Genomic DNA, 23,546 nt, shown 5'->3' with positions numbered 1-23,546 from the left:
ACAAAAACCAGTTTTTATGTGGCCAAATTTGGCTGAATTTCATTGTGCGTAACTTACGCACCGTCAAACTTTTCGCACGACTTTGTGATCGAGCGCCATCCGCAAATTTTACTATTGTGCTCGTGCTCGGCTTCCAATATACCCGGCGGCGGGACACTCCTCCCCAACGAGGAGCTTTCTATCTGAGAGGATAGCATCATGACTAAGCTCGCCAAGCCGGACATCCGTCCGAATAATACCCATTTTTCTTCTGGTCCATGCTCGAAACGTCCAGGTTGGACACTTAATGCTCTTTCCGATGCGGCCCTTGGCCGTTCGCACCGCGCGAAGGTCGGCAAGACAAAGCTGAAGCAGGCCATCGATCTTACCCGCGAAATTCTGGAAGTGCCGGCAGATTACCGCATCGGCATCGTCCCGGCCTCCGATACCGGCGCCGTAGAGATGGCGCTTTGGTCGCTGCTCGGCGAACGCGGCGTCGACATGCTCGCCTGGGAAAGCTTCGGTGCCGGCTGGGTTACCGATGTCGTCAAGCAGCTGAAGCTCAAGAACGTCCGCAAGCTTGAAGCCGCCTATGGCGAGCTGCCCGATCTTTCCGCTGTCGATTTCGACCGCGACGTGGTCTTCACCTGGAACGGCACCACCTCGGGCGTGCGCGTTCCGAACGCCGATTTCATCCCGGCCGACCGCAAGGGCCTGACGATCTGCGATGCCACCTCGGCCGCTTTCGCTCAGAACCTCGATTTTGCCAAGCTCGATGTCGTCACCTTCTCCTGGCAGAAGGTTTTGGGCGGCGAGGGCGCACATGGCGTCATTATCCTGTCGCCGCGCGCCGTCGAGCGCCTGACGACCTATCAGCCGGCCTGGCCGCTGCCGAAGATCTTCCGCATGACCAGCGGCGGCAAGCTGATTGAAGGCATCTTCACCGGAGAGACGATCAATACGCCTTCGATGCTCTGCGTTGAAGACTATATCGACGCTCTCCTCTGGGCGAAGGATCTCGGCGGCCTGAAGGCGCTGATCGGCCGTGCCGATGCCAACGCCAAGGTCATCCACGATTTCGTTGCCGCCAATGGCTGGATCGCCAATCTCGCCGTCAAGGCCGGGACGGAATCCAACACGTCCGTCTGCCTGAAGATCGTCGACAAGGATGTCGTCGCTCTCGATGCCGACGGCCAGGCGAATTTCGCCAAGGGTCTGGTCGCACTCCTCGAAAAGGAAGCGGTTGCTTTTGACGTGGGCCATTACCGCGACGCACCGTCCGGCCTGCGCATCTGGGCCGGTGCGACGATCGAAGCTGCCGACATGCAGAAGCTGATGCCCTGGCTCGCCTGGGCTTTCGAAACGCAGAAGGCGACGCTCTCCCAGGCCGCTGCCTGAGGTTTGAAGCGTTTATGGCTCCGCCACGATCGGCGGAGCCCAGCATCCCGAAATTCTCGTTGTATCCTGCAATTCCATACGGAAAGCCGCTTTACACGTTTCCCGGAATTGCTCGTCTTAGCTGACCCTTTTCAGGAGGCCTCAATGGCACCTCGCGTTCTCGTATCCGACGAACTGTCGGAAACCGCCGTCCAGATCTTCCGCGATCGTGGCGTCGAAGTCGATTTCCAGCCGCAGCTTGGCAAGGACAAGGACAAGCTGTTCGAAATCATCGGCAAGTATGATGGTCTTGCCATCCGTTCCGCCACCAAGGTGACCGAAAAGATCATCGAAGGGGCCAAGAACCTCAAGGTTGTCGGCCGCGCCGGTATCGGTGTCGACAATGTCGATATTCCAGCCGCCTCGCGCCGCGGTATCATCGTCATGAACACCCCGTTCGGCAACTCGATCACAACAGCCGAACATGCCATCGCGCTGATGTTCGCCGTCGCCCGCCAGCTTCCGTCTGCCGATGCCTCGACCCAGGCCGGCAAGTGGGAAAAGTCGAAGTTCATGGGTGTCGAAATCACCGGCAAGACGCTCGGCATCATCGGTGCCGGCAATATCGGCTCCATCGTGATCTCCCGCGCCATCGGCCTGAAGATGCACGTCGTTGCCTACGACCCGTTCCTTTCCAAGGAGCGCGCCGAGGAAATGGGCGTGACCAAAGTCGAGCTCGATGAGCTGTTCGCGCGCGCCGATTTCATCACGCTGCACGTGCCGCTGACCGACAAGACCCGCAATATCATCGACGCGAGCGCCATTGCCAAGATGAAGCAGGGCGTGCGCATCATTAACTGCGCCCGCGGCGGTCTCGTCGATGAGGCAGCCCTTGCCGCCGCCATCAAATCAGGCCATGTCGCCGGCGCCGCTTTCGACGTCTTCGAGGTCGAGCCCGCGAAGGAAAGCCCGCTCTTCGGCCTTCCGAACGTCGTCTGCACGCCGCATCTCGGCGCGTCGACCACGGAAGCGCAGGAAAACGTCGCGCTCCAGGTTGCGGAGCAGATGGCCGACTACCTCGTCAAGGGTGCCGTCTCGAATGCCATCAACATGCCCTCGATCACTGCCGAGGAAGCGCCGATCCTGAAGCCGTTCATCAAGCTTGCCGATGTTCTCGGTGCCTTTGTCGGCCAGGTCACGGAAGATCCGATCAAGGAAATCGAGATCCTCTATGACGGCGTGACCGCCAACATGAACACCAAGGCTTTGACGAGCGCGCTGCTTGCCGGCTTGATCCGCAACCAGGTTGCCGACGTCAACATGGTTTCGGCGCCGATCATGATCAAGGAAAAGGGTATCGTGCTTGCTGAAGTCAAGCGCGATAAGACCGGCGTCTATGATGGCTACATCAAGCTGACGGTTACCACCGACAGCATGACGCGCTCCGTTGCCGGCACCGTCTTCTCGGACGGCAAGCCGCGCTTCATCCAGATCAAGGGCATCAACCTCGATGCCGATGTCGGCAACCACATGGTCTATATCGCCAATACCGACGTTCCCGGCATGATCGGCTTCATCGGCACGACGCTCGGCTCCGCCGGTGTCAACATCGCCAACTTCCAGCTCGGCCGCGACAAGCAGGGCGGCGATGCCATCGCGCTTCTCTATGTCGACGGTCCGATCAGCGATGACGTGCTTGCCAAGCTGACGGCGCATCAGGCGATCCGCCAGGCAAAGCCGCTGGTGTTCAACGTCGATTGAGCCCGCCCGCCCGCTAAGGGGCGGCAGCCAGAGAGTTTGCTCCTCCCAAGAGCCAATCCGGAAGCCCGGCGCGACGCGAGTTGCGCCGGGCTTTCTTCATGATTGCTTGGGTTGTGGATAAGCTGAAGCTGTGGACTATCTAGGCCGCCGAAACGCGCCTATCTCTTTTGCCATGGAGGCATTGCGGAAGAGTATTTTCGGGGAAAGGATGGGCACGCCGATCGAATGGCTGGCCAGGCCCGTCTCCGTGGCGATCGTGCTCTTTGCACGCGCCATCACCGCCGTCCGGGCGATCTGGCCCGAGAGCGGCATGCAAACCCGCCGCTGCGTCTATTTCGCCAATCACTCCAGCCATGGCGATTTCATCCTGATCTGGACTGTCCTGCCGCCGCGATTGCGCCGACGCGTGCGCCCCGTGGCGGGTGCTGACTATTGGCTGAAATCGCCGCTGAACAGCTTTATCGGCCGCGATGTCTTCAATGCCGTGCTGATCGAACGGGATCGTGAGGCGCGTAAGGAAGATCCGGTCACGCAGATGACGCAGGCGCTCGATGCCGGTTCCTCGCTGATCCTGTTTCCGGAGGGCACCCGCAATTTGACCGAGCAGCCGCTGCAGCCCTTCAAGAGCGGGCTCTTTCATCTTGCCCAGGCGCGCCCGGATATCGATCTCATTCCGGTCTGGATCGACAATCTCAATCGCGTCATGCCCAAGGGCGAGTTCGTGCCCATTCCGCTGATCTGCACCGTCACCTTCGGCGAGGCGCTGCATATCGACGAGGCCGAAGAGAAGACGGAGTTCCTGGCGAGAGCAGAAGCGGCGCTGCTGGCGCTGGCGCCCAAGCGGGCGGGAGACTGAGCATGAGTGCGGCAAGCGCCGATCTGATCCATCTTGTTTTCGGCATTTTCGGCGTCCTGATCGTCGCCTCCGTCGTCGGCTATGTGCTGCAGCGGCGCCTGTCGCCCGACGGATCGAACGCCGCGATCGAAAACCTGAATGCACGCATCAAGGCTTGGTGGGTGATGGTGGTGCTGATCGGCATCGCCTTCATTGCCGGGCGCGCCGGCGTCATCCTGCTCTTCGCCTTCTGCTCCTTTGCGGCGCTGCGCGAATTCATGACGCTGATCAACACGAAGCGGGCGGATCATTGGGCACTTGCCGCGGCCTTCTTTGTGGCCCTGCCGGTGCAATATTATCTGCTCTGGGCCGAGCAATATGGCATCTATTCGATCTTCATCCCCGTTTACGCCTTCCTCTTCATGCCGATCATCGCGGTGCTGCGCGGCGACACGGAGCGGTTTCTGGTGCGGATCGCCGAGGTGCAATGGGCGCTGATGATCTGCGTCTTCTGCGCCTCGCATGTGCCGGCGCTGCTGACGCTGCATATTCCGGGCTATGAAGGCCGCAATGTGCTGCTGATCGCTTTTCTGGTGATCGTCGTGCAGCTCAGTGACGTCCTGCAATATGTCTGGGGCAAGCTGTTCGGGAAAACGAAGATCGCGCCGCGGCTGTCGCCATCGAAGACGGTGGAGGGTTTCGTCGGCGGCGTCATCAGCGCCTCGCTGATCGGGGCGGCGCTCTGGTGGGTGACGCCGTTCACGCCGCTGCAGGCTGGGCTTCTCGCCTTCGTCATCACGATCATGGGTTTCTTCGGCGGGCTTGTCATGTCGGCGATCAAGCGGGATCGCGGCGTCAAGGATTGGGGCCATCTCATCGAGGGGCATGGCGGGCTGATCGACCGGCTGGATTCGGTCGTCTTCTCCGCGCCGATCTTCTTCCATCTCGTGCGCTACTGGTGGTCGCTGTCATGAACGGAAAGCTGAAAGCACTTGCCGGCAGCAGCATCGTGCATGTGCTTTTCGCCTTCCTCGCCATGGGCGGCTGGGCTTTCTTCGCCAACCGCATGCACCCGATGCCGAGGCCACTGATCGCGGGCTTCGTGCAGGGTGTGCTTTCGGGCTGCCTGACGCTGTTCCTGAAATCCGTGGTCGAAGCTTTGTCGCGGCGGTTCGGCGGCTCTACGCGTCTTTGGGCGCCGCCGCTGATCGCCTGCCTGGGCTCGGCGACCATCCTGATCGTCATCCACGCGCTGAGCGGCACGCCGGAGATCCTGAAAACCATTGCGGTGCCGCTGCTGGTCTCCTCCAGTTATGCGGCGATCTACAATTATTCGATATCGGGCGGAAGGCCGCGAAATCATGAGGGATAAGGGCATATGACCGGCGAGGGAACAGGCGACAGGCGGCCGCTGGCGAGCCGCAACACGCGGTGGGCACAGGCACTGGCGCGGCGCATGACCGCGCTTTCGGTGACGCCGAACCGGATCTCGCAGGCAAGCATGCTGATGGCAGCGCTGGCGGGAGCCTCGTTCTGGCTCTCCGGCGCCGTCGGCAGCGCTGAGATGCGGGTGGCCCCGCTGATCTTCGCTGCCTTGTTCTGCCAGCTGCGTCTGCTCTGCAACCTGCTTGACGGCATGGTGGCGGTCGAGGGCGGAAAGGGCGAGGCCGACGGGCCGTTCTGGAACGAGTTCCCGGATCGTGTTGCCGATATCCTCATTTTTGCCGGCATTGGCTATGGCGTCGCAATACCGGGACTCGGCTGGGCCGCTGCCGCCTTTGCAGTGCTCACAGCCTATGTCCGCGAGCTTGGACGGGCCACGGGCAATCCCAGCGATTTCGGCGGGCCAATGGCCAAGCAGCATCGCATGGCGGTCGCCACGGCTGCGGCTTTGCTCTCGATCGTCGAGGCGCTATGGAGTGGTGGCAGCTGGGTTTTGACGATCGCGCTCTGGATCGTCGCCATCGGATCGGCTGTCACGGTCTTACGGCGCGCCGGCAATCTGATCGGACATTTGAAGGCAAAGGGGTGATTCGCGATTTCGCCCGCCCCTTGCATGGGATGGCAATCCTTTCTATATCCGTCCACAATTGAGGCTGGCCGCAAACAGCGGCCGAAGGCCCCGCATGATGAAAATTCGCCGCTTTTGCATGGCATGCGGCGATCAGAAGCATGATCCCGAAAAAGTGTGCAGCGTTTTTTGGATCAGATCATGCGAAATCAAATCGTGATAGCGTGAAGACTTCTCGAAAAAAGTCATCCCGCTTGGCAGCATCGAAGATCGTTCAAGACTGGCGGCAACGACCGTGAATACACTGGATTTTGACAAGAGGCCGGAAGATACCCGCGTCGTCGTCGCCATGTCGGGCGGTGTCGACAGCTCCGTCGTCGCCGGCATTTTGAAGCGGCAGGGCTATGATGTGCTCGGCATCACGCTGCAGCTCTATGATCATGGCGCGGCCGTGCATCGCGCCGGCTCCTGTTGCGCCGGCCAGGATATCGACGATGCGCGCCGCGTCTGCGAAACGCTCGGCATCCCGCATTACGTGCTCGACTATGAAAAGCGCTTCCGCGAGACGGTCATCAATCCCTTCGCCGAAAGCTATGTGGCCGGCGAAACGCCGATCCCCTGTGTTGCCTGCAACCAGACCGTCAAGTTCGCCGATCTTCTGCTGACCGCCAAGGAACTCGGCGCCGATGCGCTGGCGACCGGCCATTATATCCGCTCGCGTCCGAATCCATCCTCGGAGCACCCGCATCGTCGCGCGCTCTATCGCCCGGCCGATGCCGATCGCGACCAGAGCTATTTCCTCTTCGCGACGACGCAGGACCAGATCGATTATCTGCGCTTTCCGCTTGGCGGCATGCCGAAGGCCGAAACCCGCGCGCTGGCAGAGGAAATGGGCCTCGTCGTTGCCAAGAAGGCCGACAGCCAGGACATCTGTTTCGTGCCGCAAGGCAAATATTCCGACGTGATCGCCAAGCTGAAGCCGAATGCGGCGCTGGCCGGCGAGATCGTCCATCTCGACGGCCGCGTGCTCGGCCAGCACGAAGGCATCCTGCACTATACGATCGGCCAGCGCCGCGGCATCGGCGTTGCCACCGGCGAGCCGCTCTATGTCGTCTATCTCGATGCCCGCTCGCGCCGCGTCATCGTCGGCCCGAAGGAAGCGCTGGAAACGCATCGCGTCTATCTGCGCGACGTGAACTGGCTGGGTGACGAGCCGCTTACCCAGGCGGCTTCTGACGACGGTTTTGCCTGTTTCGCCAAGGTTCGCTCCACCCGCGCGCCGTCCCCGGCCGTACTGCATGCCGACGCCAGCGGCATCTATGTCGACCTCACAGTCGGCGAAGCCGGCGTGGCTCCCGGCCAGGCCTGCGCGCTCTATTCCGCGCCGGGCGACGATGCCCGCGTCTATGGCGGCGGCTTCATCGAACGCTCGGAACGCGAGCCGATGGCGGAGGCTTCGCTGAAGGCGCTGCTGGCGAGCCCGGTGGCCGCCTGAGCGCAGACGGCATCGGTGCAAGAGAAACCACCGATTTTTCCAAATCATCCGCTTGACACCGAGCCGAACCGCACCTTATAAGCCGCTCAACCGACGAGCCAGCGCTTTTCGAGCGGCGGTTCGTTTGACCTTTGCGTGTGATCCTAAAGATCATGCGTTGACGTGGCGGAGTAGCTCAGTAGGTCAGAGCAGAGGAATCATAATCCTTGTGTCGGGGGTTCAAATCCCTCCTCCGCTACCAAAATTCCCAAGTAAAATCAAGATTTTATTGATTTTTCGAGGCGCGCTTGCCGCGATTTTTCGATCCTCGCTACCAGCCCTAGATAGACGAGGCTGAGCTCAGGAGCCTGCCGAGCCGATCCCCTTTGGGCCATCGAGACGGGTCATGTTCTCGTCCAAAGATCGCACAGCCTCTATCATGGCGCTCAATGCCGACATCATGAGCGCGTGATCAGGGTCTTCCCGGGACTGGGATAGAGCAAGAGTTCGGGCGTGAAGCTGTTGGTTAATCGAGTCAAGCCTGTCGATCGTATCCTGGTTCATAGCCATCTCCTTTGCAAACAAATCGAACAGAACCCCCTGTCTTCGGGAATGCTCCGCGCGCGACATTTGTTCCGGTGGTGGGCTTCCGTCCAATTGGTGTGGGATACAAGGGACCGGTATCCTGGTTGCGAGGTCGCGGTGTTTCCCACGCGCCGATATGGCGGCATCGAAATTCTTGCCGCGCTTCCGAATGATTGTCGGAACCAAGAGCGGCTGCCTGCGTAAAGACAAGTAACGAGCTTTACTCGATCCTCATGTGGAACCAAGCGCCTTGAGCCTCGCGAATTCCGGGTAGAGGTGCGGCTTTTCATGACGACACCAAGAGCAACTTCGAAGGGAGCCCATGATGTCGAGCTATAAGCTTCTTCTTATGTTCTTTCTGTCCGCCGGCCTGCTGACCTGCATGATTGTGGTCGGCCTGCTTTCGCTGCATCAGTGAAATCATCCAGGATGAAGCAAGCGAGTTTTTATCCTATCTTTCCGAAGGGGCGGCGCGATGTGTGCTTGCGGCGAGAAGCAGTCTCATACGAACTCAACGCCTATGCCGTTGATTTTTCGCCAGCGCATCTCACAGGCGACCAGCCTGTCGTCTGGAAATTGCAGATTGAAGCTGTTTGGTACTGCGAGCGGGTTTTCGATTTGGATCATGGCGCCGGTATCGGACAGATTTCTGACGATGCAATCAAAAACCGAACGGCCGTCGTTGAATATGATCTTTGCGCCGAGAAGCGTACGCTTTCGGAGGGATGCTCGACCTTCGGGCGAGAGTGCCGTCATCGCGTTGGCTCCGTGATCTCCATTTTTTCTAATATGCCATGTTCTAATATCTGACATGTTAACGGGAAGCTGTGAATTGCACGCTTTTCACCTGTCGGGTCGATGAAGCGACGGGTGAGGAGGTTGGCCTCCCGGCTCGTTTGCGGCCGAATATTTCCCGGCAAATCCGGATAATTTAATTCTCCGGCGAACAAGTTGTCGTCAATGACGTTGTATTTCCAAACAGTCATCGCAAATCCGTGCAACATGTCTTGCAAGAAGAAACATGCTCTGGCACCGTGCCGCCATAGGGGATCGGGGTTTTCAATGAGACTGTTTTTGGCGGTGACCACTGCATTGGTGGTCGCCAATTCTGCAACGGCTGCCGATGATGCCGCGAACAATGCGTTCCGGGTTTGTAAAATGATCGACAATACCGGCTTGTTTACTGCGCCGTGTCAGGTTTCCAGCCGGAAAAACGCCGTTGTGGCGACGATAGATTTGCCGAGCGCCGACGCCCGGAAGGCATGCGTGCAGATTGCCGGCGTGGTCTCCTCCAAGGGATTTCATTTCCCCGGCGGCGAATGGACCGTGCAGATCAAGTCGCCGACCAGCGGCGACAAATCGATAGCATTCTGCAGATTGCCGAAATAGCGGGTCAGGCCGACGCGTTCAGCTCTTCTTCGGCAAAGGCGAGCTGCAGCTCCATCTGGACCGCGTGCATGTAGAGACCGGCTTGCCGGGAGATCTCGTCGTCTTCCATTCCCTGTTCCCGCAGGATGGCGGCAAAGCTCGCCATTTCCGAACGCCAGAAGCGGTTTGCCGCCTCTCCGTGAAGCTGTTGCAGGGCTTTGGCACACCGCCTGACATCACTGGTACGCCTGTCGGCTGGGAATGGTAGAAGCGACATATTCTCTCCGTCATTGGCAGCGCGAATCGCCTGCCTCTGTTGGCAAGATCGCCGGCACTCGTTCATAAAAAGTGAATTATCTCAGAGAGATCCCGTACGCGGCGGGAAGGGCGGGGCGATTTCATTGCAATACGGATATGCCTGCTTCCCGGGCCGCCTTGATCAAGGCCTCCCTCACAGCCTCGGGCGGGACGGCGCCGAGCATCGCTTCAAGGCAGATGCGTACCGCGGCGACATATTCCTCGCCATTCTCGACCGGCCAATGCTGCAACAGCAGTTCCGCAACCTGATGCACCGAATTGACGCGGCGGTGTCCGCCGCTTTCTTCCATGACAAGCGTGACAGCTGGAAATGGTCGTAAAGTGTTTCGTTTCAACACGCATTACCTCCGAAACGTACATGCTTTGGTAATGTTGCAAAAAGCATTCCGGATCGAACGGCTTTTGGCCGGTGTCATTGAGCTGGTTTCGTTTGTCCACCGAGAGCGGCGTGGACGCCGACTATCTTCGGGGTTTTACGCATTGGCTGGTTCCTGACGCGGCGGCGCAGGCCCGCAACGGGCCTCCACCGCCGCGTCGTGCGGCTGAGTTCCCTCTATTGGCACTAAGTATTGGCACACTATGTCTGACCGATCGGGATGGGCACCGTCGAAAAACTTAGGCGAGCCCGTGGACGCCTTGCGTCGCAGAGTCGGCGACAGGTTATATGGCCCTAATCCAATACGTCGGCTTCGATGCAGGCTTCGACGAAGATTTTCCTGGCCTTCTCGCTGAGAAGGGGATCGCTGTTGGCGGCAAGGCAAAGGTTCCGGGCCGAATTATATCTCTCGCCTCTGATGGCCGGCCAACAGAAAAGGAGGTAGTTGTAGGCTTCTTCTGGACTTCGAATTGCTTCCGGCATGCCATAGCCGATACGGAGATAAACGGGCTCAGGCCAGCGGACCCCAGCCCTATTAAATATCATGGTCATTTCAATGGTGCTCCGACATTGTGATCGAAACTCCCGTCGCGGCAAAAAGTTTCGCAATTTACGAAAAATCGATCGCGTTGTTCTGCAGAGCCGCTGCGGCCTAGTGTGACGCGAACAGCCGGGCGGGGCAGGGCCAGCGTGAAGTCGCATAGACCAGTTGATGCCCCTATCGCATGGAGAGAGGGCGGCCGTTTTGTGCACGAATGCGTGCGGAAGATTGCGGTAAATTCTATTGAATCACGGGAATTTCGAGGGGGACGCCGGCCTCCGCCGCCGCTATGACAAAGCTGCTGCGGGCCTCCAGCGGTTGCCCCTGACCCCTCTCCACGTCGGCACAGATCTGCAGGGCCATCATGAATGCCTTGCCTTCCGCCACGGGCCACGCATTCAGCAACATGTCCAATGCTTCCTTGGTATTGGCGACCGTATAGATTTTTCCGGTACGCTTGCAGATGACCATGATGGGATAATTCCAGTCTTTATTATTCATGGTACGAGGCTCCGATCCGATGCCGCCGAAATTAACGCTACGCCGCGCGAAATCTCAAGTTAATTTCAAGACGATATCTGGAGCAGCCTGGAACTGTTTCAATCACCGCGAAAATCAATTCACCCGCCAATCTGATCAACTTTCGAGTCATGTCTTTCGATGCCGTGTTTCGCAGCCGATCATTGCGGGAGATTACTTGCGCGGCGGCGGAAGATCATAAAAGACTTGAGCGTACAGCGCAGTTGATGGGAGAAAGCGATGGTGAGCTTTGTGGAGATCCAGGAACGGGCGGAGAAGCGCAAGGGCGGAGCCGCGGGGCTGAAGGCGTTGATGCCGAAGGTGCCGAACCATGACGTCCTGCGCGCCCTGCCTGATGACCGCATCCTCTCGGAGATGACGCGCTACATCTTCTACGCGGGCTTTGTCCGCAACATCATCGATTCCAAGTGGCCGGGCTTCGAGGCCGCATTTTCCGGTTTCGATCCTGCCTTCCTCAACCTCGCGCCTGATGATTACTGGCACGATCTGACGTCCGATGCGCGGGTCATCCGCAACGGCGCCAAGATCATGTCGGTGCGGGCCAATGCGCAGTTCGTCCGCCGGCTTGCCGACGAGCATGGCAGCGTCGGCCGCTTTTTCGCCGACTGGCCGCTGGAGGATCAGGTCGGCCTGCTTGCTGTTCTCGCCAAGCAAGCGAACCGGCTCGGCGGCATGACCGGCCAATATCTCCTGCGGGCGATCGGCCGCGACAGTTTCGTCATGAGCCATGACGTTCTCGTCTGCCTGCGGCTTGCCGGCCTCCCTATCTCGGAAAGCAAGCCCACCAAGAAGGATCTGCGGTTGATCCAGGATCAGTTCAATGCCTGGCATACGGAGACGGACCTGCCGCTCACCTATCTCTCGCGCATCTGCGCCTTCTCCGTCGGAATGCCCGGCGAAGAGGACGAAGCCTGATTGATCTGATCCGTCGAATGCTATTGGATCGCGTCTTTAGACAGGGAGGAACAGAATGACGATCGACAGCAGGCCCTTGGCCATTAGCGCGCCGGAGCCACGCTCGCTCGAGCTTATCTTCACCAACGACGCACTGTCGCTTCTTCACTCGAACTATCGCCTCGTCGAGGCGGATCCGGACGATATCGCCGGACTGGGCGACGAGGTGCTCAGCGAGGCACGCTACATCATCGGCCAGCCGCCGCTGTCGAAGGAAACGCTCGACCGAATGCCGCAACTGCGCTGCATCCTGAATGTCGAGAGCAACCTCATCAACAACATGCCCTATGAGGTGCTTTTCGAACGCGGCATCCATGTGGTCACCACGGGCCTCGTCTTCGCCGAGCCGGTCGCCGAGATCGGCCTCGGATTTGCCTTGAGCCTGGCGCGCGGCATCGTTGATGCCGATCTGGATTTTCGCGAGGGCAGGGAGCTCTGGGGCGGCGATGGCAATGCGAAGGCGCGGCTGCTTTCCGGCAGTGATATCGGCATCGTCGGCTTCGGTGATCTCGGCAAGGCGCTGAACCGGGTGCTCTCCGGCTTCCGTGCCAATATCAGGGTGTTCGACCCCTGGATGCCGCCTTCGATCCTGAGAGAACACGGCGTGCAGCCCGCCGGGCTGGACGAGGTGTTGTCAGGCAGCGATTTCGTTTTCGTAGTCGCGTTGGTCACCAGCGAAAACAAGGGCTTTCTCGGGGCTGAAGCTTTCGCGAAAATGCGCAAGGGGGCGGCCTTCATACTGCTCAGCCGCGCGGATGTGGTGGATTTCGACGCGCTGATGGCGGCGGTTGCCTCCGGCCACATCGTGGCGGCAAGCGATGTCTATCCGGAGGAGCCGCTCGGCTTCGATCACCCGGTGCGCAAGCTCAAGGGTTTCCTTCGCTCGGCCCACCGCGCCGGCGCGCTCGACAGCGCCTTCAAGAAAATGGGCGACATGGTGCTGGAGGATATGGATCTGATGGATCGCGGCCTACCGCCGATGCGTTGCAAGCGCGCCGAGCGGGAAACGGTATCACGCATGCGCTCTAAGCCGGTGACGCGGAACTGATCTTTAGTTTTACTCCCGGCGCAGCATCTCCCTGCGCCGGGAATGGATTTGTGCCGGCGGAACTAGCGGCGATCGAGCCGGTCGGCGAAGCGATCGCCCAGCCATTGCATGCCCCAGACCAGAATGATCAGGATGATGACGACGGCGATCATGACGTTCGTTTCGTAGCGTTGATAGCCATAGCGGATGGCCAGGTCGCCGAGGCCGCCGCCGCCGATCGTGCCGGCCATGGCGGATGCGCCGATCAGCGTCACCATGGTTACCGTGAAGCCGGCGACGATGCCGGGCATGGCTTCCGGTATCAATACCTCGCGGACAATGGTCCAGCGATTGCCGCCCATGGCGCGCACAGCATCGATCAGGCCGCGATCGACATCACGCAGGGAGACCTCGGCAACGCGCGCGTAATAGGGGATTGCGGCGATGGTCAGCGGCACGATCGCAGCCGTTGTGCCGAGCGCCGTGCCGACGATCAGGCGCGTCAGCGGAATGAGCGCGATAAGCAGGATGATGAAAGGCACGGCGCGGAAGCCGTCGACCAAGACGCCCAGAACGCGGTTGATCGCACCCTGCTCGGCAATGCCGCCGCGGCTGGTGACGACGAGAGCGAGGCCGAGCGGCAGGCCGATGATCAGGGAAAGAAAGCCGGATGCGCCCGTCATCCACACGGTTTGCCAGAAGGAGTGCCAAAGCAGGCCGAGGATTACATCAGTCGTCATAGCCTAGAACCTCCACCCGGGCGGAACGGGCTTTCAGAAAATCGCTGACCTGGGTCGGCAAGGTCGCATCGCGCGTCGGCACCGCGACGAAGAAGCGGGCGACGGGTTGGTTCTGGATATGGTCGATGCCGCCGTGGACCAGCCGGAATGAGTGGGGTAGGGCGGCCGAAAGCTCGGCAAAGAGCGCACCTTGCGCGGCCGGGCCGGCAAGATCGACGCTGAGAATGGCCTCGGTACCCGATGCCGGGGAGAGGCGGGCAGCGATATGCTCCGGAAGCTGCGGGCGGGCGCCGCTGAGCAGGCTTGCGGCGATCTCCGTTTGCGGATTGGCGAAGACCGTCCACACCGAACCTTCTTCGACGATGCGGCCGGCGTCGATGACCGCAACGCGGTCGGCGATCGAGCGGATCACCTCCATCTCGTGGGTAATGAGCAGGATCGTCAGGCCGAGCTTGCGGTTGATGTCCTTGAGAAGGGCCAGGATGGATCGGGTGGTTTCCGGATCAAGCGCCGACGTCGCTTCGTCAGAGAGAAGAATGGCGGGCCGCGCGGCAAGGGCGCGGGCAATGCCGACGCGCTGCTTCTGGCCGCCGGACAGGGCGGAGGGATAGGCCTTGGCCTTGTCGGCAAGGCCGACAAGCTCGAGCAACTCGCGGGCGCGCTGCAATCTTTCCGCCTTGGCGACGCCCTCGATCTTCAGCGGCAGTGCGATATTTTCCTCGACCGTCCTGGAGGACAGCAGGTTGAAATGCTGGAACACCATGCCGATGCGGCGGCGTAGCGGCTGCAGCTCCTTTTCCGATAGGCGGGCGATATCGCGGCCCTCGATGTGGATCTCGCCGCTATCGGCACGTTCCAGCCCGTTCAGGCAGCGGATCAGCGTCGATTTGCCGGCGCCGCTGCGGCCGATGATGCCGACAATTTCGCCACGACGCGCGATCAGCGATATGCCGTCCAGCGCCGGCGTCGAACCGAACCGGCGGCGGACATCGACCAGACGGACGATCTCATCGCCGGGCGATCGTTCGGGCGGCGCCTGTCCGTCGATTGATGTGGCTGGGGTGAAGGAATTCATTATGTGTCTCTTTGTGTAAAGGCGGCTTTCGAGTTTGCCGAGCGTATTATCCCCCCCACTGTCACTGCCGTGACATCTCCCCTACAAGGGGAGATCGTTGGGAGTATGTCGCGCACTCTGCGAAATAAATCAGCCAGGTGTCAGCGGATGCGATGCTCGTTTCCGGCGATGGCCTGCCACGAGTTTCCGATCTCCCCCCTTGTGGGGAGATGTCACGAAAGTGACGGAGGGGGTATGTACCTTCCGCGAATTCCAAAACCAACTATAAACTTCATCGCATCCCAAGATCGGAGAAACGCCAAAGGCGACCCGGGCGAGATGCCCCGGCCGCCTGCCGCTCAGCGCTGTTCCCACCTCGTCCTGATATCAATAGGCGCTCTGGCCGGTGCCCTTATAGACCTTGTCGAATTCGGCCTTGACGGTGTCGTTCTGGTAGGAGGCGACCAGGGTCTTCACCCAGGTCTCGTTCTCGTTGCCTTTCTTTACGGCGATGAAGTTGCGGTAGGGGTTGTCGTTGGTCTGCTCCTGCGCAATACGGTCTTTCGCAGAGAGCCCCGCTTTCAGCGCCCAGTCGGTGTTGACGACGGCGGCGTCAAGGTCGTCGATCGAGCGGCCGACGATCCCGGCGTCCAGTTCCTTGATGTCGACGTTCTTCGGGTTCTCAGCAATGTCGGCGACCGTGGCGAGGATGCCGGTGCCGTCCTTGAGCTTGATGATGCCTTCATGCTGCAGCACGAGAAGCGCGCGTCCTTCATTGGAAGGGTCGTTCGGCACGCCGATGGCGGCGCCCTTCGGGAGCTCGGCCACTGTCTTGTACTTCTTCGTGTAGAGGCCGATCGGCCAAATGCCCGTGTAGCCGGCAATGACCATGTGATAGCCATGCTGCTTGACCTGGTTGTCGAGGTAGGGCTTGTGCTGGAAGGCGTTGGCGTCGATTTCGCCGCGCTCCAGGGCCTCGTTCGGCTGGGTATAGTCGTTGAAGACGACAGGCTCGACCTTCAAGCCCTTCTTGGCGGCTTCGGCGACCACGACGCGCCAGACGTCTTCATCCTCACCGCTCATGATGCCGACCTTGATCGTCTTGTCTGCAGCGAAGGTCTGCGGCGCGGTTGCCGTCAGGCCGAATATGGCGACAGCGGAAGCAAAGATGGCGGCAAGGCCGGCGCGGCGGGAAAGGCGCAGCGCGTCGAAACCTTTAGGAAGCTTTTCAGTCATGGGAAATCCTGTTCCAGATGATCGAGATCGTTTTTCTCGTTGACGGACTTATCATCTCAGATGCGTATTGGCGCCGCGAAGCAGGATTATGCGCTGTGCGGTGCGGTTCTGAAAAACTCTTTTCAGTGCAGTGCAAAAGAGCCAACTAATTTTTCTACAAATACAGTAGATTATTAGTGCGGCAAAATAAGCATTTGCCTAAAAATTGAGCGTATCACCGGTGAATCGGATCCTTCCAGAGAACTTCTTCCGGCTTTTCGATGGGATCTATATCGAGATTGACGACGACCGGCTCCTGGCCGGAGCGGACCAGAACGCATTCCAGCGTTTCATCGCGGCTGGCATTGATCTCCTGGTGCGGCACGTAGGGCGGCACGAAGATGAAATCGCCGGGGCCGGCTTCGGCAACGAATTCCAAATTGTCGCCCCAGCGCATCCGCGCCCTGCCTTTGACGACATAAATGATGCTTTCGAGATCGCCGTGATGGTGGGCACCGGTCTTGGCATTGGCGTGGATCGTCACGGTTCCTGCCCAGATTTTTTCCGCGCCGGCGCGCGCATGGTTGATCGCGGTTGCGCGGTTCATGCCAGGCGTCTGCGCCGTATTCGGGTCGAGGGCATTACCGGGGATGATTTTGACGCCATGTTCACGCCAATCGACCGATTGATGGTCATGATCGTGCCCGTCCTGATGCCCATGTTCATGATCGCCGCACATGGTCGTCCTTTCGGCTTTTGGAAGGAGATTCGCCTGTAGTCCACAGGAACGCTGTTGTTCCACTCTACGCGAAGCCATTCAAAAATAAAGGGAATTGCAGAAAGTTATCAATGAGGCTTTTCAAGTCGTGATTAATCTATAGACTTGATCAAGTTACATGACCGGTGGGAACATTTCGTGTGGTTCCCGCGTTGCGCCGGTCGCGAAATGGTTTGCCGCGCCGAAGTCCCTCATTTTCAGGTGCGCCAAACTGCAGAAGCAGCGCTTGGGTCTCGAAGGAGACCATCGACTTTCATACATGCGCCGGACTTCCAATTGAAAGGAGACAGACATGTCGAATGCCTTGCCGCCCCTTCATGAGGGTCATGCCCCCATCACCCTGCAGCAACTCTTCCGTGAGGCGCTCTACGCCTTCGAGGAGTGGGACAGCGAAGTCACCGAACCGATCGTGACGTTCGAGGGACGTATTCATCCCATCAGCGTCGTTTTCGAAACCATGCGCGAATGCACGGACATCGTGCCGAACAATATCGTCTCGGCCGTGACCGAGCGGCTGACCAAGCCCTGGGAGGGCGAAGGTCCGCTTGACACGATGACCTTTTCGACGGCCGCCCGTGTCATGGGCGTTCTGGTCCGCAAAAGGCTGCTCGCGGTGAACAACGGCGTCAGCGTCGTTGCCATTGCGGCAGATGGTCAGGCATCGGAAACCTCGGATCGCTAAAGGTAGCGAAGACAGTCTATCGAAGACCCGCCAGCACATGCCGGCGGGTCTTCTGCATTTCATCGGCCTGTTAAATCAAATTGCGGGTCGACGGGGATCTGCATTGCCGTGACCAGGTGATTGGTCTGGCCGGCAAGCCCGATGACGGCGAGCAACTCCCCATGCTGCGCATCGGTCATGCCCTTTGCTTTGGCGGCTGCCGTATGGGAATGGACGCAATAGGTGCAGCCATTGGCGGTGGAGACGGCGATATAGATCATCTCGCGCACCAGCGGGTCGAGCGCTCCTTCCGTCATCATGACCGCTTTCAGTCCCTCCCACGTCCGCTTCAGCAGAGCGGGGTCATTGGCCAGGCCGCGCCAGAAATTATTGACGAAGTCGGACTTTCTCACCGCGCGAATATCGTCGAACACAGCCTTGACTGTCGGGATTGTGTCTGCTTCCGCATCGTCAAGCAATTTGACCGTCGCCATTCCCTATCTCCTTTTATGTCAGCAACTCTCATTATGTGGGAGCATAATGCATTTCCCCACGACGTGGGTGCGCAGGGCTTCCATTATCCTCCCTCTTTTCGTTTGCAAAATTTATCCATATGTGAAAATACTATTCACATAAGAAGAATAAGGCTGACGCGGAAACCGGTGACGAGGATATTCCTCGGGGCGGAGGGGCGCTTTGAGCCGGAGCGATGTCAGAGGAGCGGGAATATCGATGACGCTGAAGAAGGACTTGCCGCTGGCCGGGCTTGTTGTCGTCGACATGAGCCAGTTCCTGTCGGGTCCCTATTGCACCCTTCGGCTGATGGATCTTGGCGCCAGGGTCATCAAGATCGAGCGGCCAGGCGGCGGCGACCTCTCGCGCGGGCTTTACCTCAGCGATCATGAGATCGGCGATTCGACGATTTTCCATGCGATCAACCGCTCCAAGGAGAGTCTGGCGATCGACCTGAAGAACGAGCGCGACATGAGCGCGCTGCGCAAGCTCGTCTCAAAGGCCGATGTTCTCGTGCAGAATTTTCGCCCCGGCGTGATCGAACGGCTGGGGCTGGATTACGAAGCTGCCCGCAAGCTCAATTCGCGCCTCGTCTATTGCTCGATCAGCGGTTATGGCGAAGAGGGGCTATGGGTCTCGCGGCCGGGGCAGGATCTTCTGGCGCAATCGCGCTCCGGCGTCATGTGGTTGAACGGCGACGAGGGACAGGGTCCGGTGCCCTTCGGTCTTGCGATCGGCGATATGCTGGCGGGTGCGGCCGCGGCCCAGGGCATTCTTGCGGCGCTGGTGCGACGCGGCGTGACAGGCGAGGGCGGGCTGGTGGAGACCAGCCTGCTCGAGGCGCTGGTCGATCTGCAGGTCGAGGTGCTGAGCGTTCACATGAACAGCGGCAACAAGCTGCCCGAGCGCTCCCATCTTCGCAGCGCCCACGCCTATCTTTCGGCGCCCTATGGCGTCTATCCCGCCGCCGACGGTTATCTCGCCATCGCCATGACGCCGATCTCGAAGCTTGCCGATCTGCTCGACATGGAGGAATTGGCGCCCTATCGGGAGAACCCGAAAAGCTGGTTCACGTCTCGCGATGACATCAAGGCGCTGATCGCCGCGCGCATTGCGACGCGCAACGTCGACGACTGGCTTGCGATCCTCGAACCCGCAGACATCTGGTGCGCCAGGGTGCTGAACTGGCCGGAGCTTCTTGGTAGCGAGGGCTTCCGCGTTCTCGACATGCTGCAGACGGTCGGGCGCGATGACGGCGTCAGCCTGCATACCACCCGCTCGCCCATCCGCATCGACGGGCAGCGGCCGAAATTCGAGCGTGCGGCCCCGCACGTTGGCGAGCATAATGCGGCACTCTGGGAGGAGTTCGGCCTCGGTTAAAAGAGGTCGAGAGGTCGCCGATGGATTTAGAAGGAGTTTTCCAATGACGCGCATCACCAATCTTCGCGTTTTCGATTTGCGCTTCCCGACATCGCAGAGCCTCGACGGTTCGGATGCGATGAATCCGGATCCGGACTATTCGGCAGCCTATGTCATTCTCGATACCGACAAGCCTGGTCTTGCCGGCCACGGCCTGACCTTCACCATCGGTCGCGGCAACGACATCTGCTGCATGGCGATCGAGGCGATGCGACATCTGGTCGTCGGCACGGATCTCGCAAAGGTTCTGGAAAACCCCGGCAAATATTGGCGGCATCTGACCAGTGACAGCCAGCTGCGCTGGATCGGCCCGGAAAAAGGCGCGATGCATCTGGCGACGGGCGCGGTCGTCAATGCCGTCTGGGATCTGCTTGCCAAGGAAGCCGGCAAGCCGGTCTGGCGGCTGGTTTCGGAGATGGATGCCGAGCATATCGCCGATATCGTCGATTATCGTTATCTGACCGACGTGCTCACCCGCGACGAGGCGGTTGCCATCCTGAAGAAGGCGGAAGCCGGCAAGGCGGACCGTATCGCCACGCTCGAGCGCGAGGGCTATGCCTGCTATACGACCTCGGCCGGCTGGCTCGGCTATGACGATGACAAGCTGCGTCGGCTCTGCCAGGAGGCGATCGACGCCGGCTTCAACCATGTGAAGATGAAGGTCGGCCGCGATCTCGAGGACGATATTCGCCGCCTCACCATCGCCCGCGAGGTGATCGGCCCCGACCGCTACCTGATGATCGATGCCAATCAGGTATGGGAAGTCAATCAGGCGATCGACTGGGTACGCAAGCTCGCCTTCGCCAAGCCCTTCTTCATCGAGGAGCCGACCAGCCCGGACGATGTCGCCGGACATCGCAAGATCCGCCAAGCCATCGGTCCCGTAAAAGTCGCGACCGGCGAGATGTGCCAGAACCGCATCATGTTCAAGCAGTTCATCGCCGAGGGCGCGATCGACATCGTGCAGATCGATTCCTGCCGTATGGGCGGTCTCAACGAAGTGCTGGCGGTGCTGCTGATCGCCGCCAAATATGGATTGCCGGTCTGGCCGCATGCCGGCGGCGTCGGGCTTTGCGAATATGTGCAGCACCTGTCGATGATCGACTATATCGCAGTATCCGGCACCAAGGACGGACGCGTCATCGAATATGTCGACCATCTGCACGAGCATTTCATCGACCCCTGCATCATTCGCGATGCAGCCTACATGCCGCCGAGCCTTCCGGGCTTCTCGATCGAGATGAAGCCGGAATCGATCGCGGACTATACGTTCAAGGGGTGAGTCCAGCCCAATCTGAGCAAAAGTCCGCCATTTGGCGGGCTTTTGTCGTTCGAGCTAAGCAAATCGGCGTCAGGCGGACTTGTTCAACCACGCCTGAATGACCGGCACGTCGGCATCGTCAAACTCGTGACCGGCGGGCACCGCCGCGAGTTCGACCTTGGCGCCGCCATCGCGCAGCCGTTCGGCGAGAGGCTGGGCGTATGGGCCATACAGATCCTTCTCACCTGCGATGACGAGCACCTCGGCGTCCGACATATCCACCGCCGGCGGATTTTCGAGCGCGGCCATCGAGCGCAGCAGCACGGCGCGGCGGATAAGATGCGGGTGCAGCGACAGCATGGCGTTCAGCAGATTGGCGCCGTTCGAATAGCCGATATAGACGATGCGGTCCGGATCGAGCCCATAAGCATGGATGGCGCCATCGATGAAGGCGGCGAAGGCTTCGGCCTCGCTGGCGATGTCGGCCTGATCGAGGGACATCGGTCCTGTCCGGCGAAACCAGCGCGGTGTTCCTTCCTCAAGCGCGCGGCCGCGCACGCTGAGCAATGTCGCATTGGCGTCGATCTTGTGGCCGAGCGGCAGCATTGTCGTTTCGTTGGCGCCGGAGCCGTGCAGCAGAATGAAGATATTGCCGTTCGGCTGCTCGGGCGTGAAGAAGCGATGGATGAAGGGCAGATCGCGATAGATGACGCGCGGTTCGCCGGGCATGGAGAACTGCGGCAGGACCACGTTCAGTTCGGCCAAAAGCTTCGGGCTGTCGCCGGGAGCAAAGAGGCGCGTGCCAAGCGTTGCCTCGTCCTCGTCAATAAGCATGCCCGGTGCGTCCGTTGCCAGTTCGAATAGGATGCGGCCAGGTTCGCGGACGTAGAGCGAGCGGAAATACTTGCGGTCATGCATCGTCGTCGGCCCGGAGTTGATTGCCTGCAGTGCGGTGTGGACTGATTGTAATTCCGCATCGTTGCTAGCGCGAAAGGCGACATGATCGACCGTGCCCGTGCCCGGAGCACTGGCCCAGAAGCCGCGTGCATCGCGGATATCGAGGATATCGCCCGATACTGAGATGAGCCGGCTGATCGCTCCGCTGGTTGCGAGCGGTTGGTAATTGAAGTGATCGACCAAAATCGCCTGCGTTTCCTCGGGCGTTTCGCTGAACAGCGTCGCGCCACGGATGCGGCGGATGGCGTGCTCTTGCGGAATGGTGTCGCTCGTCCATGGAGCCGTTGCCTGCAGAGCATTGGTCCCGACAAGCTTGACGATGACCCCGTCTGGATCCTTCAATCGCAGGACCGGCTCACCGAATTCCTCGGAGGGGCCTTCCGGCTTGAGACCGGCGCTCAAGGCGCGTGTAAGCCAGAAGCCGATGCTCGCCGGATCGATCGCGACCGAAATCTCGCCGATCTGGCCGACGCCCGCACGGCCGGGAGAGCCGTCTTCCCATACGAGAAACGTGATCAGCGAGCCGGGCGAGCCCTTGGCGTCGCCATAGATGAGATGAAGCTGCGTGGCGTCCTCGAAGCCGCCGGTGCGCTTGACGAGACGCAGGCCGAGGAAGCCGACGTAGAAATCGACATTCGCCTGTACCTTGCGGGTGATCAGCGTGATGTGATGAATGCCGGCGACCATGGGATGCTCCAGACTATTGTTTTGTTCTGGTCGCTATTTAGGCCGGGGCCACTGTTCAATTCAATCTGCGGTCTGTGGAGGCAGTGTTCACAAAAAACGCAATGTTTTGTCGCGCTACATCGGCCGTCAGGTCAGGTTTCAGCCGTTCCAGATTTTTTGGGAGTCTTGCGTCTGGACTTTGTCTTTGGCTCCGGCGGTGGTTGCAAGGCTTCCTTCTCGAGCCGGAGTTCGCGCAGACGGGCCGTTTTTCGCTCACGGATTGCATGCTCGCTGGCGAGAATTTCTTTAACCGCCGAATCGAGCTGATTGGCCTTGTCTGCTGGCGCCTGTCTCTTGGAGCCGAATAGGCTGTCTTTATTCGGTGGTGTCATATCAGCCTCCTTGGGTTGTATCGTGTTGATGCTGGTCGCAAATAGCCCAAGCTGATCGACTGTAGGCACAATGGAGATGGTATCATGCTGTAGCAGAAGATGCCCGCATCAACGATACAATTCCGCAGTCCTTCGCAGAAGCAGGCGAGCGGAGCCCAAAGGACAAGGTTTTCCATTCTATTCAGAAGCAATTTTATCAAGCGCCATCATTTGATGCGCTATCCAACATTTTGATATTTTAGATGTTTCTGCTTGTGAAGAATATACCTATCGGATACAAGATGCGTCATCGATCTTTGTGAATGACGCTTTGCCTCGACGCACTCTGCGCGACAATGACGAACTTCTTTGTCAAAATCGGTCTACTGTCAACCGAGTGTTTCCTGGGTTGGCGTCTTTATGTGAGTGATTGAAAGGTCATCGTTATGAGCACAGGTACTGTAAAGTGGTTCAATGCCGCCAAGGGTTTTGGTTTTATTCAGCCTGATGACGGGGCGACGGATGTTTTCGTGCATATTTCAGCCGTTGAGCGCGCTGGAATGAGCACACTGCGTGACGGCCAGAAAATCTCCTACGAGCTTGTCAAGGACAAGCGTTCGGGCAAGATGTCGGCCGATCAGCTTGAAGCCATGTAAGCCATTTATTTCCGGTCTTTGACCACGAATGCGCTGGCATAGATCGTTAGGCAATGAAGGAAAAGGTCGGGTTAGCCCGGCCTTTTTGTTTTCATTCATCCCTTGCTTC

The 23,546-nt window shown here is 59.5% G+C and carries 28 protein-coding genes and 1 tRNA gene; 15 read left to right on the top strand and 14 right to left on the bottom strand.

Translation table 11 applies throughout. The annotated features are described in order from the left end of the window. The first annotated feature begins 198 nt into the window (after window positions 1-198). The 8 genes from HGP12_RS05315 (at window position 199) to HGP12_RS05280 (ending at window position 7,699) form a co-directional block, all read left to right on the top strand. Window positions 199-1,377, top strand: coding sequence for a phosphoserine transaminase (locus HGP12_RS05315; RefSeq protein ID WP_168838269.1), 1,179 nt, complete (start codon window positions 199-201; stop codon window positions 1,375-1,377). 144 nt (window positions 1,378-1,521) lie between these two features. Continuing rightward, window positions 1,522-3,117, top strand: a complete 1,596-nt coding sequence (serA, locus tag HGP12_RS05310) for a phosphoglycerate dehydrogenase (RefSeq protein ID WP_168838270.1) — start codon at window positions 1,522-1,524, stop codon at window positions 3,115-3,117. A gap of 208 nt (window positions 3,118-3,325) precedes the next feature. Next, a complete protein-coding gene (locus HGP12_RS05305) occupies window positions 3,326-3,973 on the top strand; it encodes a lysophospholipid acyltransferase family protein (RefSeq protein WP_168838271.1) in 648 nt (215 codons plus the stop codon). A 2-nt stretch (window positions 3,974-3,975) separates the two neighbouring features. Then, complete coding sequence (locus HGP12_RS05300) at window positions 3,976-4,926, top strand: phosphatidate cytidylyltransferase (RefSeq protein WP_168838272.1); 951 nt, start codon at window positions 3,976-3,978, stop codon at window positions 4,924-4,926. Further along, window positions 4,923-5,324, top strand: a complete 402-nt coding sequence (locus HGP12_RS05295; protein ID WP_168838273.1) for a hypothetical protein — start codon at window positions 4,923-4,925, stop codon at window positions 5,322-5,324. Before HGP12_RS05300 ends, HGP12_RS05295 begins: the two co-directional genes overlap by 4 nt. A gap of 6 nt (window positions 5,325-5,330) precedes the next feature. After that, the gene (locus HGP12_RS05290) at window positions 5,331-5,984 is read left to right on the top strand and encodes a CDP-alcohol phosphatidyltransferase family protein (protein WP_168838274.1); all 654 of its coding nucleotides are present in this window, start codon (window positions 5,331-5,333) and stop codon (window positions 5,982-5,984) included. Between the two features lie 274 nt (window positions 5,985-6,258). Then, a complete protein-coding gene (gene mnmA, locus HGP12_RS05285; RefSeq protein ID WP_168838275.1) occupies window positions 6,259-7,458 on the top strand; it encodes a tRNA 2-thiouridine(34) synthase MnmA in 1,200 nt (399 codons plus the stop codon). Window positions 7,459-7,622: 164 nt separating this feature from the next. Beyond that, window positions 7,623-7,699 (top strand) — tRNA-Met (locus tag HGP12_RS05280). Between the two features lie 98 nt (window positions 7,700-7,797). On the opposite strand, the gene HGP12_RS05275 is transcribed toward HGP12_RS05280, so the two are convergent. The 3 genes from HGP12_RS05275 to HGP12_RS05265 form a co-directional block, all read right to left on the bottom strand. Further along, window positions 7,798-8,001: a hypothetical protein gene (locus tag HGP12_RS05275; protein ID WP_168838276.1), complete on the bottom strand. Its 204-nt coding sequence runs from the start codon at window positions 7,999-8,001 to the stop codon at window positions 7,798-7,800. A 522-nt stretch (window positions 8,002-8,523) separates the two neighbouring features. Then, window positions 8,524-8,778, bottom strand: a complete 255-nt coding sequence (locus HGP12_RS05270) for a PilZ domain-containing protein (protein WP_168838592.1) — start codon at window positions 8,776-8,778, stop codon at window positions 8,524-8,526. Next, window positions 8,775-9,191, bottom strand: a complete 417-nt coding sequence (locus HGP12_RS05265) for a hypothetical protein (protein WP_168837992.1) — start codon at window positions 9,189-9,191, stop codon at window positions 8,775-8,777. The genes HGP12_RS05270 and HGP12_RS05265 overlap by 4 nt, the downstream gene beginning before the upstream one ends. Between HGP12_RS05265 and HGP12_RS05260 the strand changes: the two genes are divergently transcribed. After that, window positions 9,097-9,411, top strand: a complete 315-nt coding sequence (locus HGP12_RS05260; RefSeq protein ID WP_246703251.1) for a hypothetical protein — start codon at window positions 9,097-9,099, stop codon at window positions 9,409-9,411. The two genes, HGP12_RS05265 and HGP12_RS05260, sit on opposite strands and share 95 nt — an antisense overlap. 4 nt (window positions 9,412-9,415) lie before the next feature. On the opposite strand, the gene HGP12_RS05255 is transcribed toward HGP12_RS05260, so the two are convergent. From HGP12_RS05255 to HGP12_RS05240, 4 genes are all read right to left on the bottom strand, one after another. After that, window positions 9,416-9,667: a DUF6074 family protein gene (locus HGP12_RS05255; RefSeq protein ID WP_168838277.1), complete on the bottom strand. Its 252-nt coding sequence runs from the start codon at window positions 9,665-9,667 to the stop codon at window positions 9,416-9,418. A 121-nt stretch (window positions 9,668-9,788) separates the two neighbouring features. Beyond that, a complete protein-coding gene (locus tag HGP12_RS05250) occupies window positions 9,789-10,046 on the bottom strand; it encodes a DUF982 domain-containing protein (protein WP_312862855.1) in 258 nt (85 codons plus the stop codon). A gap of 332 nt (window positions 10,047-10,378) precedes the next feature. Then, complete coding sequence (locus HGP12_RS34740) at window positions 10,379-10,630, bottom strand: DUF982 domain-containing protein (protein WP_409527203.1); 252 nt, start codon at window positions 10,628-10,630, stop codon at window positions 10,379-10,381. A 235-nt stretch (window positions 10,631-10,865) separates the two neighbouring features. Further along, on the bottom strand, window positions 10,866-11,126 hold the full coding sequence (locus HGP12_RS05240; protein ID WP_168838279.1) for a DUF982 domain-containing protein: 261 nt from the start codon (window positions 11,124-11,126) through the stop codon (window positions 10,866-10,868). A 258-nt stretch (window positions 11,127-11,384) separates the two neighbouring features. On the opposite strand from HGP12_RS05240, the gene HGP12_RS05235 reads away from it, so the two are divergent. Both HGP12_RS05235 and HGP12_RS05230 read left to right on the top strand, forming a co-directional pair. Beyond that, on the top strand, window positions 11,385-12,080 hold the full coding sequence (locus HGP12_RS05235; protein WP_168838280.1) for a DNA-3-methyladenine glycosylase I: 696 nt from the start codon (window positions 11,385-11,387) through the stop codon (window positions 12,078-12,080). A gap of 55 nt (window positions 12,081-12,135) precedes the next feature. Next, complete coding sequence (locus HGP12_RS05230; RefSeq protein ID WP_168838281.1) at window positions 12,136-13,167, top strand: hydroxyacid dehydrogenase; 1,032 nt, start codon at window positions 12,136-12,138, stop codon at window positions 13,165-13,167. Between the two features lie 62 nt (window positions 13,168-13,229). Here HGP12_RS05230 and HGP12_RS05225 read toward each other — a convergent pair whose 3' ends face one another. The 4 genes from HGP12_RS05225 to HGP12_RS05210 form a co-directional block, all read right to left on the bottom strand. Beyond that, window positions 13,230-13,886: a methionine ABC transporter permease gene (locus HGP12_RS05225; RefSeq protein ID WP_168838282.1), complete on the bottom strand. Its 657-nt coding sequence runs from the start codon at window positions 13,884-13,886 to the stop codon at window positions 13,230-13,232. After that, a complete protein-coding gene (locus tag HGP12_RS05220) occupies window positions 13,876-14,961 on the bottom strand; it encodes a methionine ABC transporter ATP-binding protein (RefSeq protein ID WP_168838283.1) in 1,086 nt (361 codons plus the stop codon). Before HGP12_RS05220 ends, HGP12_RS05225 begins: the two co-directional genes overlap by 11 nt. Window positions 14,962-15,327: 366 nt before the next feature. Further along, window positions 15,328-16,176, bottom strand: coding sequence for a MetQ/NlpA family lipoprotein (locus HGP12_RS05215; protein WP_168838284.1), 849 nt, complete (start codon window positions 16,174-16,176; stop codon window positions 15,328-15,330). Between the two features lie 214 nt (window positions 16,177-16,390). Then, window positions 16,391-16,894, bottom strand: coding sequence for a cupin domain-containing protein (locus tag HGP12_RS05210; RefSeq protein WP_168838285.1), 504 nt, complete (start codon window positions 16,892-16,894; stop codon window positions 16,391-16,393). A 331-nt stretch (window positions 16,895-17,225) separates the two neighbouring features. On the opposite strand from HGP12_RS05210, the gene HGP12_RS05205 reads away from it, so the two are divergent. Further along, a complete protein-coding gene (locus tag HGP12_RS05205; protein ID WP_168838286.1) occupies window positions 17,226-17,615 on the top strand; it encodes a hypothetical protein in 390 nt (129 codons plus the stop codon). A 59-nt stretch (window positions 17,616-17,674) separates the two neighbouring features. Here the strand turns inward: HGP12_RS05205 and HGP12_RS05200 are convergent, their stop codons facing one another. After that, window positions 17,675-18,088 (bottom strand): carboxymuconolactone decarboxylase family protein, encoded by a 414-nt coding sequence (locus HGP12_RS05200; RefSeq protein ID WP_168838287.1) that lies wholly within the window; start codon window positions 18,086-18,088, stop codon window positions 17,675-17,677. Between the two features lie 238 nt (window positions 18,089-18,326). Between HGP12_RS05200 and HGP12_RS05195 the strand changes: the two genes are divergently transcribed. Together HGP12_RS05195 and HGP12_RS05190 are read left to right on the top strand one after the other, a co-directional pair. After that, window positions 18,327-19,487 carry a CaiB/BaiF CoA-transferase family protein gene (locus HGP12_RS05195; RefSeq protein ID WP_168838288.1) on the top strand — a complete coding sequence of 387 codons (1,161 nt, stop codon included), beginning with the start codon at window positions 18,327-18,329 and terminating at the stop codon, window positions 19,485-19,487. A 43-nt stretch (window positions 19,488-19,530) separates the two neighbouring features. Further along, complete coding sequence (locus HGP12_RS05190) at window positions 19,531-20,808, top strand: L-fuconate dehydratase (RefSeq protein WP_168838289.1); 1,278 nt, start codon at window positions 19,531-19,533, stop codon at window positions 20,806-20,808. A 69-nt stretch (window positions 20,809-20,877) separates the two neighbouring features. Here HGP12_RS05190 and HGP12_RS05185 read toward each other — a convergent pair whose 3' ends face one another. Together HGP12_RS05185 and HGP12_RS05180 are read right to left on the bottom strand one after the other, a co-directional pair. Beyond that, window positions 20,878-22,431, bottom strand: a complete 1,554-nt coding sequence (locus HGP12_RS05185) for a VOC family protein (protein ID WP_168838290.1) — start codon at window positions 22,429-22,431, stop codon at window positions 20,878-20,880. Between the two features lie 131 nt (window positions 22,432-22,562). Next, window positions 22,563-22,802, bottom strand: coding sequence for a hypothetical protein (locus HGP12_RS05180; RefSeq protein WP_168838291.1), 240 nt, complete (start codon window positions 22,800-22,802; stop codon window positions 22,563-22,565). A gap of 425 nt (window positions 22,803-23,227) precedes the next feature. On the opposite strand from HGP12_RS05180, the gene HGP12_RS05175 reads away from it, so the two are divergent. Beyond that, window positions 23,228-23,437, top strand: coding sequence for a cold-shock protein (locus tag HGP12_RS05175; protein ID WP_034503699.1), 210 nt, complete (start codon window positions 23,228-23,230; stop codon window positions 23,435-23,437). Window positions 23,438-23,546 lie beyond the last annotated feature (109 nt).

This window comes from Rhizobium sp. P28RR-XV (assembly GCF_012641385.1).
GTDB lineage: Bacteria > Pseudomonadota > Alphaproteobacteria > Rhizobiales > Rhizobiaceae > Rhizobium.
Note: the sequence above shows the minus strand (reverse complement) of the source record. Positions and strands in the feature narration are given on the sequence as shown.

Coding starts and splice junctions, on each gene's coding strand:
- HGP12_RS05315 (WP_168838269.1), top strand. CDS start 199: ATGACTAAGCTCGCCAAGCCGGACATCCGTCCGAATAATACCCATTTT.
- serA (WP_168838270.1), top strand. CDS start 1,522: ATGGCACCTCGCGTTCTCGTATCCGACGAACTGTCGGAAACCGCCGTC.
- HGP12_RS05305 (WP_168838271.1), top strand. CDS start 3,326: ATGGGCACGCCGATCGAATGGCTGGCCAGGCCCGTCTCCGTGGCGATC.
- HGP12_RS05300 (WP_168838272.1), top strand. CDS start 3,976: ATGAGTGCGGCAAGCGCCGATCTGATCCATCTTGTTTTCGGCATTTTC.
- HGP12_RS05295 (WP_168838273.1), top strand. CDS start 4,923: ATGAACGGAAAGCTGAAAGCACTTGCCGGCAGCAGCATCGTGCATGTG.
- HGP12_RS05290 (WP_168838274.1), top strand. CDS start 5,331: ATGACCGGCGAGGGAACAGGCGACAGGCGGCCGCTGGCGAGCCGCAAC.
- HGP12_RS05275 (WP_168838276.1), bottom strand. CDS start 8,001: ATGAACCAGGATACGATCGACAGGCTTGACTCGATTAACCAACAGCTT.
- HGP12_RS05270 (WP_168838592.1), bottom strand. CDS start 8,778: ATGACGGCACTCTCGCCCGAAGGTCGAGCATCCCTCCGAAAGCGTACG.
- HGP12_RS05255 (WP_168838277.1), bottom strand. CDS start 9,667: ATGTCGCTTCTACCATTCCCAGCCGACAGGCGTACCAGTGATGTCAGG.
- HGP12_RS34740 (WP_409527203.1), bottom strand. CDS start 10,630: ATGATATTTAATAGGGCTGGGGTCCGCTGGCCTGAGCCCGTTTATCTC.
- HGP12_RS05240 (WP_168838279.1), bottom strand. CDS start 11,126: ATGAATAATAAAGACTGGAATTATCCCATCATGGTCATCTGCAAGCGT.
- HGP12_RS05235 (WP_168838280.1), top strand. CDS start 11,385: ATGGTGAGCTTTGTGGAGATCCAGGAACGGGCGGAGAAGCGCAAGGGC.
- HGP12_RS05230 (WP_168838281.1), top strand. CDS start 12,136: ATGACGATCGACAGCAGGCCCTTGGCCATTAGCGCGCCGGAGCCACGC.
- HGP12_RS05225 (WP_168838282.1), bottom strand. CDS start 13,886: ATGACGACTGATGTAATCCTCGGCCTGCTTTGGCACTCCTTCTGGCAA.
- HGP12_RS05220 (WP_168838283.1), bottom strand. CDS start 14,961: ATGAATTCCTTCACCCCAGCCACATCAATCGACGGACAGGCGCCGCCC.
- HGP12_RS05215 (WP_168838284.1), bottom strand. CDS start 16,176: ATGACTGAAAAGCTTCCTAAAGGTTTCGACGCGCTGCGCCTTTCCCGC.
- HGP12_RS05210 (WP_168838285.1), bottom strand. CDS start 16,894: ATGTGCGGCGATCATGAACATGGGCATCAGGACGGGCACGATCATGAC.
- HGP12_RS05205 (WP_168838286.1), top strand. CDS start 17,226: ATGTCGAATGCCTTGCCGCCCCTTCATGAGGGTCATGCCCCCATCACC.
- HGP12_RS05200 (WP_168838287.1), bottom strand. CDS start 18,088: ATGGCGACGGTCAAATTGCTTGACGATGCGGAAGCAGACACAATCCCG.
- HGP12_RS05195 (WP_168838288.1), top strand. CDS start 18,327: ATGACGCTGAAGAAGGACTTGCCGCTGGCCGGGCTTGTTGTCGTCGAC.
- HGP12_RS05190 (WP_168838289.1), top strand. CDS start 19,531: ATGACGCGCATCACCAATCTTCGCGTTTTCGATTTGCGCTTCCCGACA.
- HGP12_RS05185 (WP_168838290.1), bottom strand. CDS start 22,431: ATGGTCGCCGGCATTCATCACATCACGCTGATCACCCGCAAGGTACAG.
- HGP12_RS05180 (WP_168838291.1), bottom strand. CDS start 22,802: ATGACACCACCGAATAAAGACAGCCTATTCGGCTCCAAGAGACAGGCG.
- HGP12_RS05175 (WP_034503699.1), top strand. CDS start 23,228: ATGAGCACAGGTACTGTAAAGTGGTTCAATGCCGCCAAGGGTTTTGGT.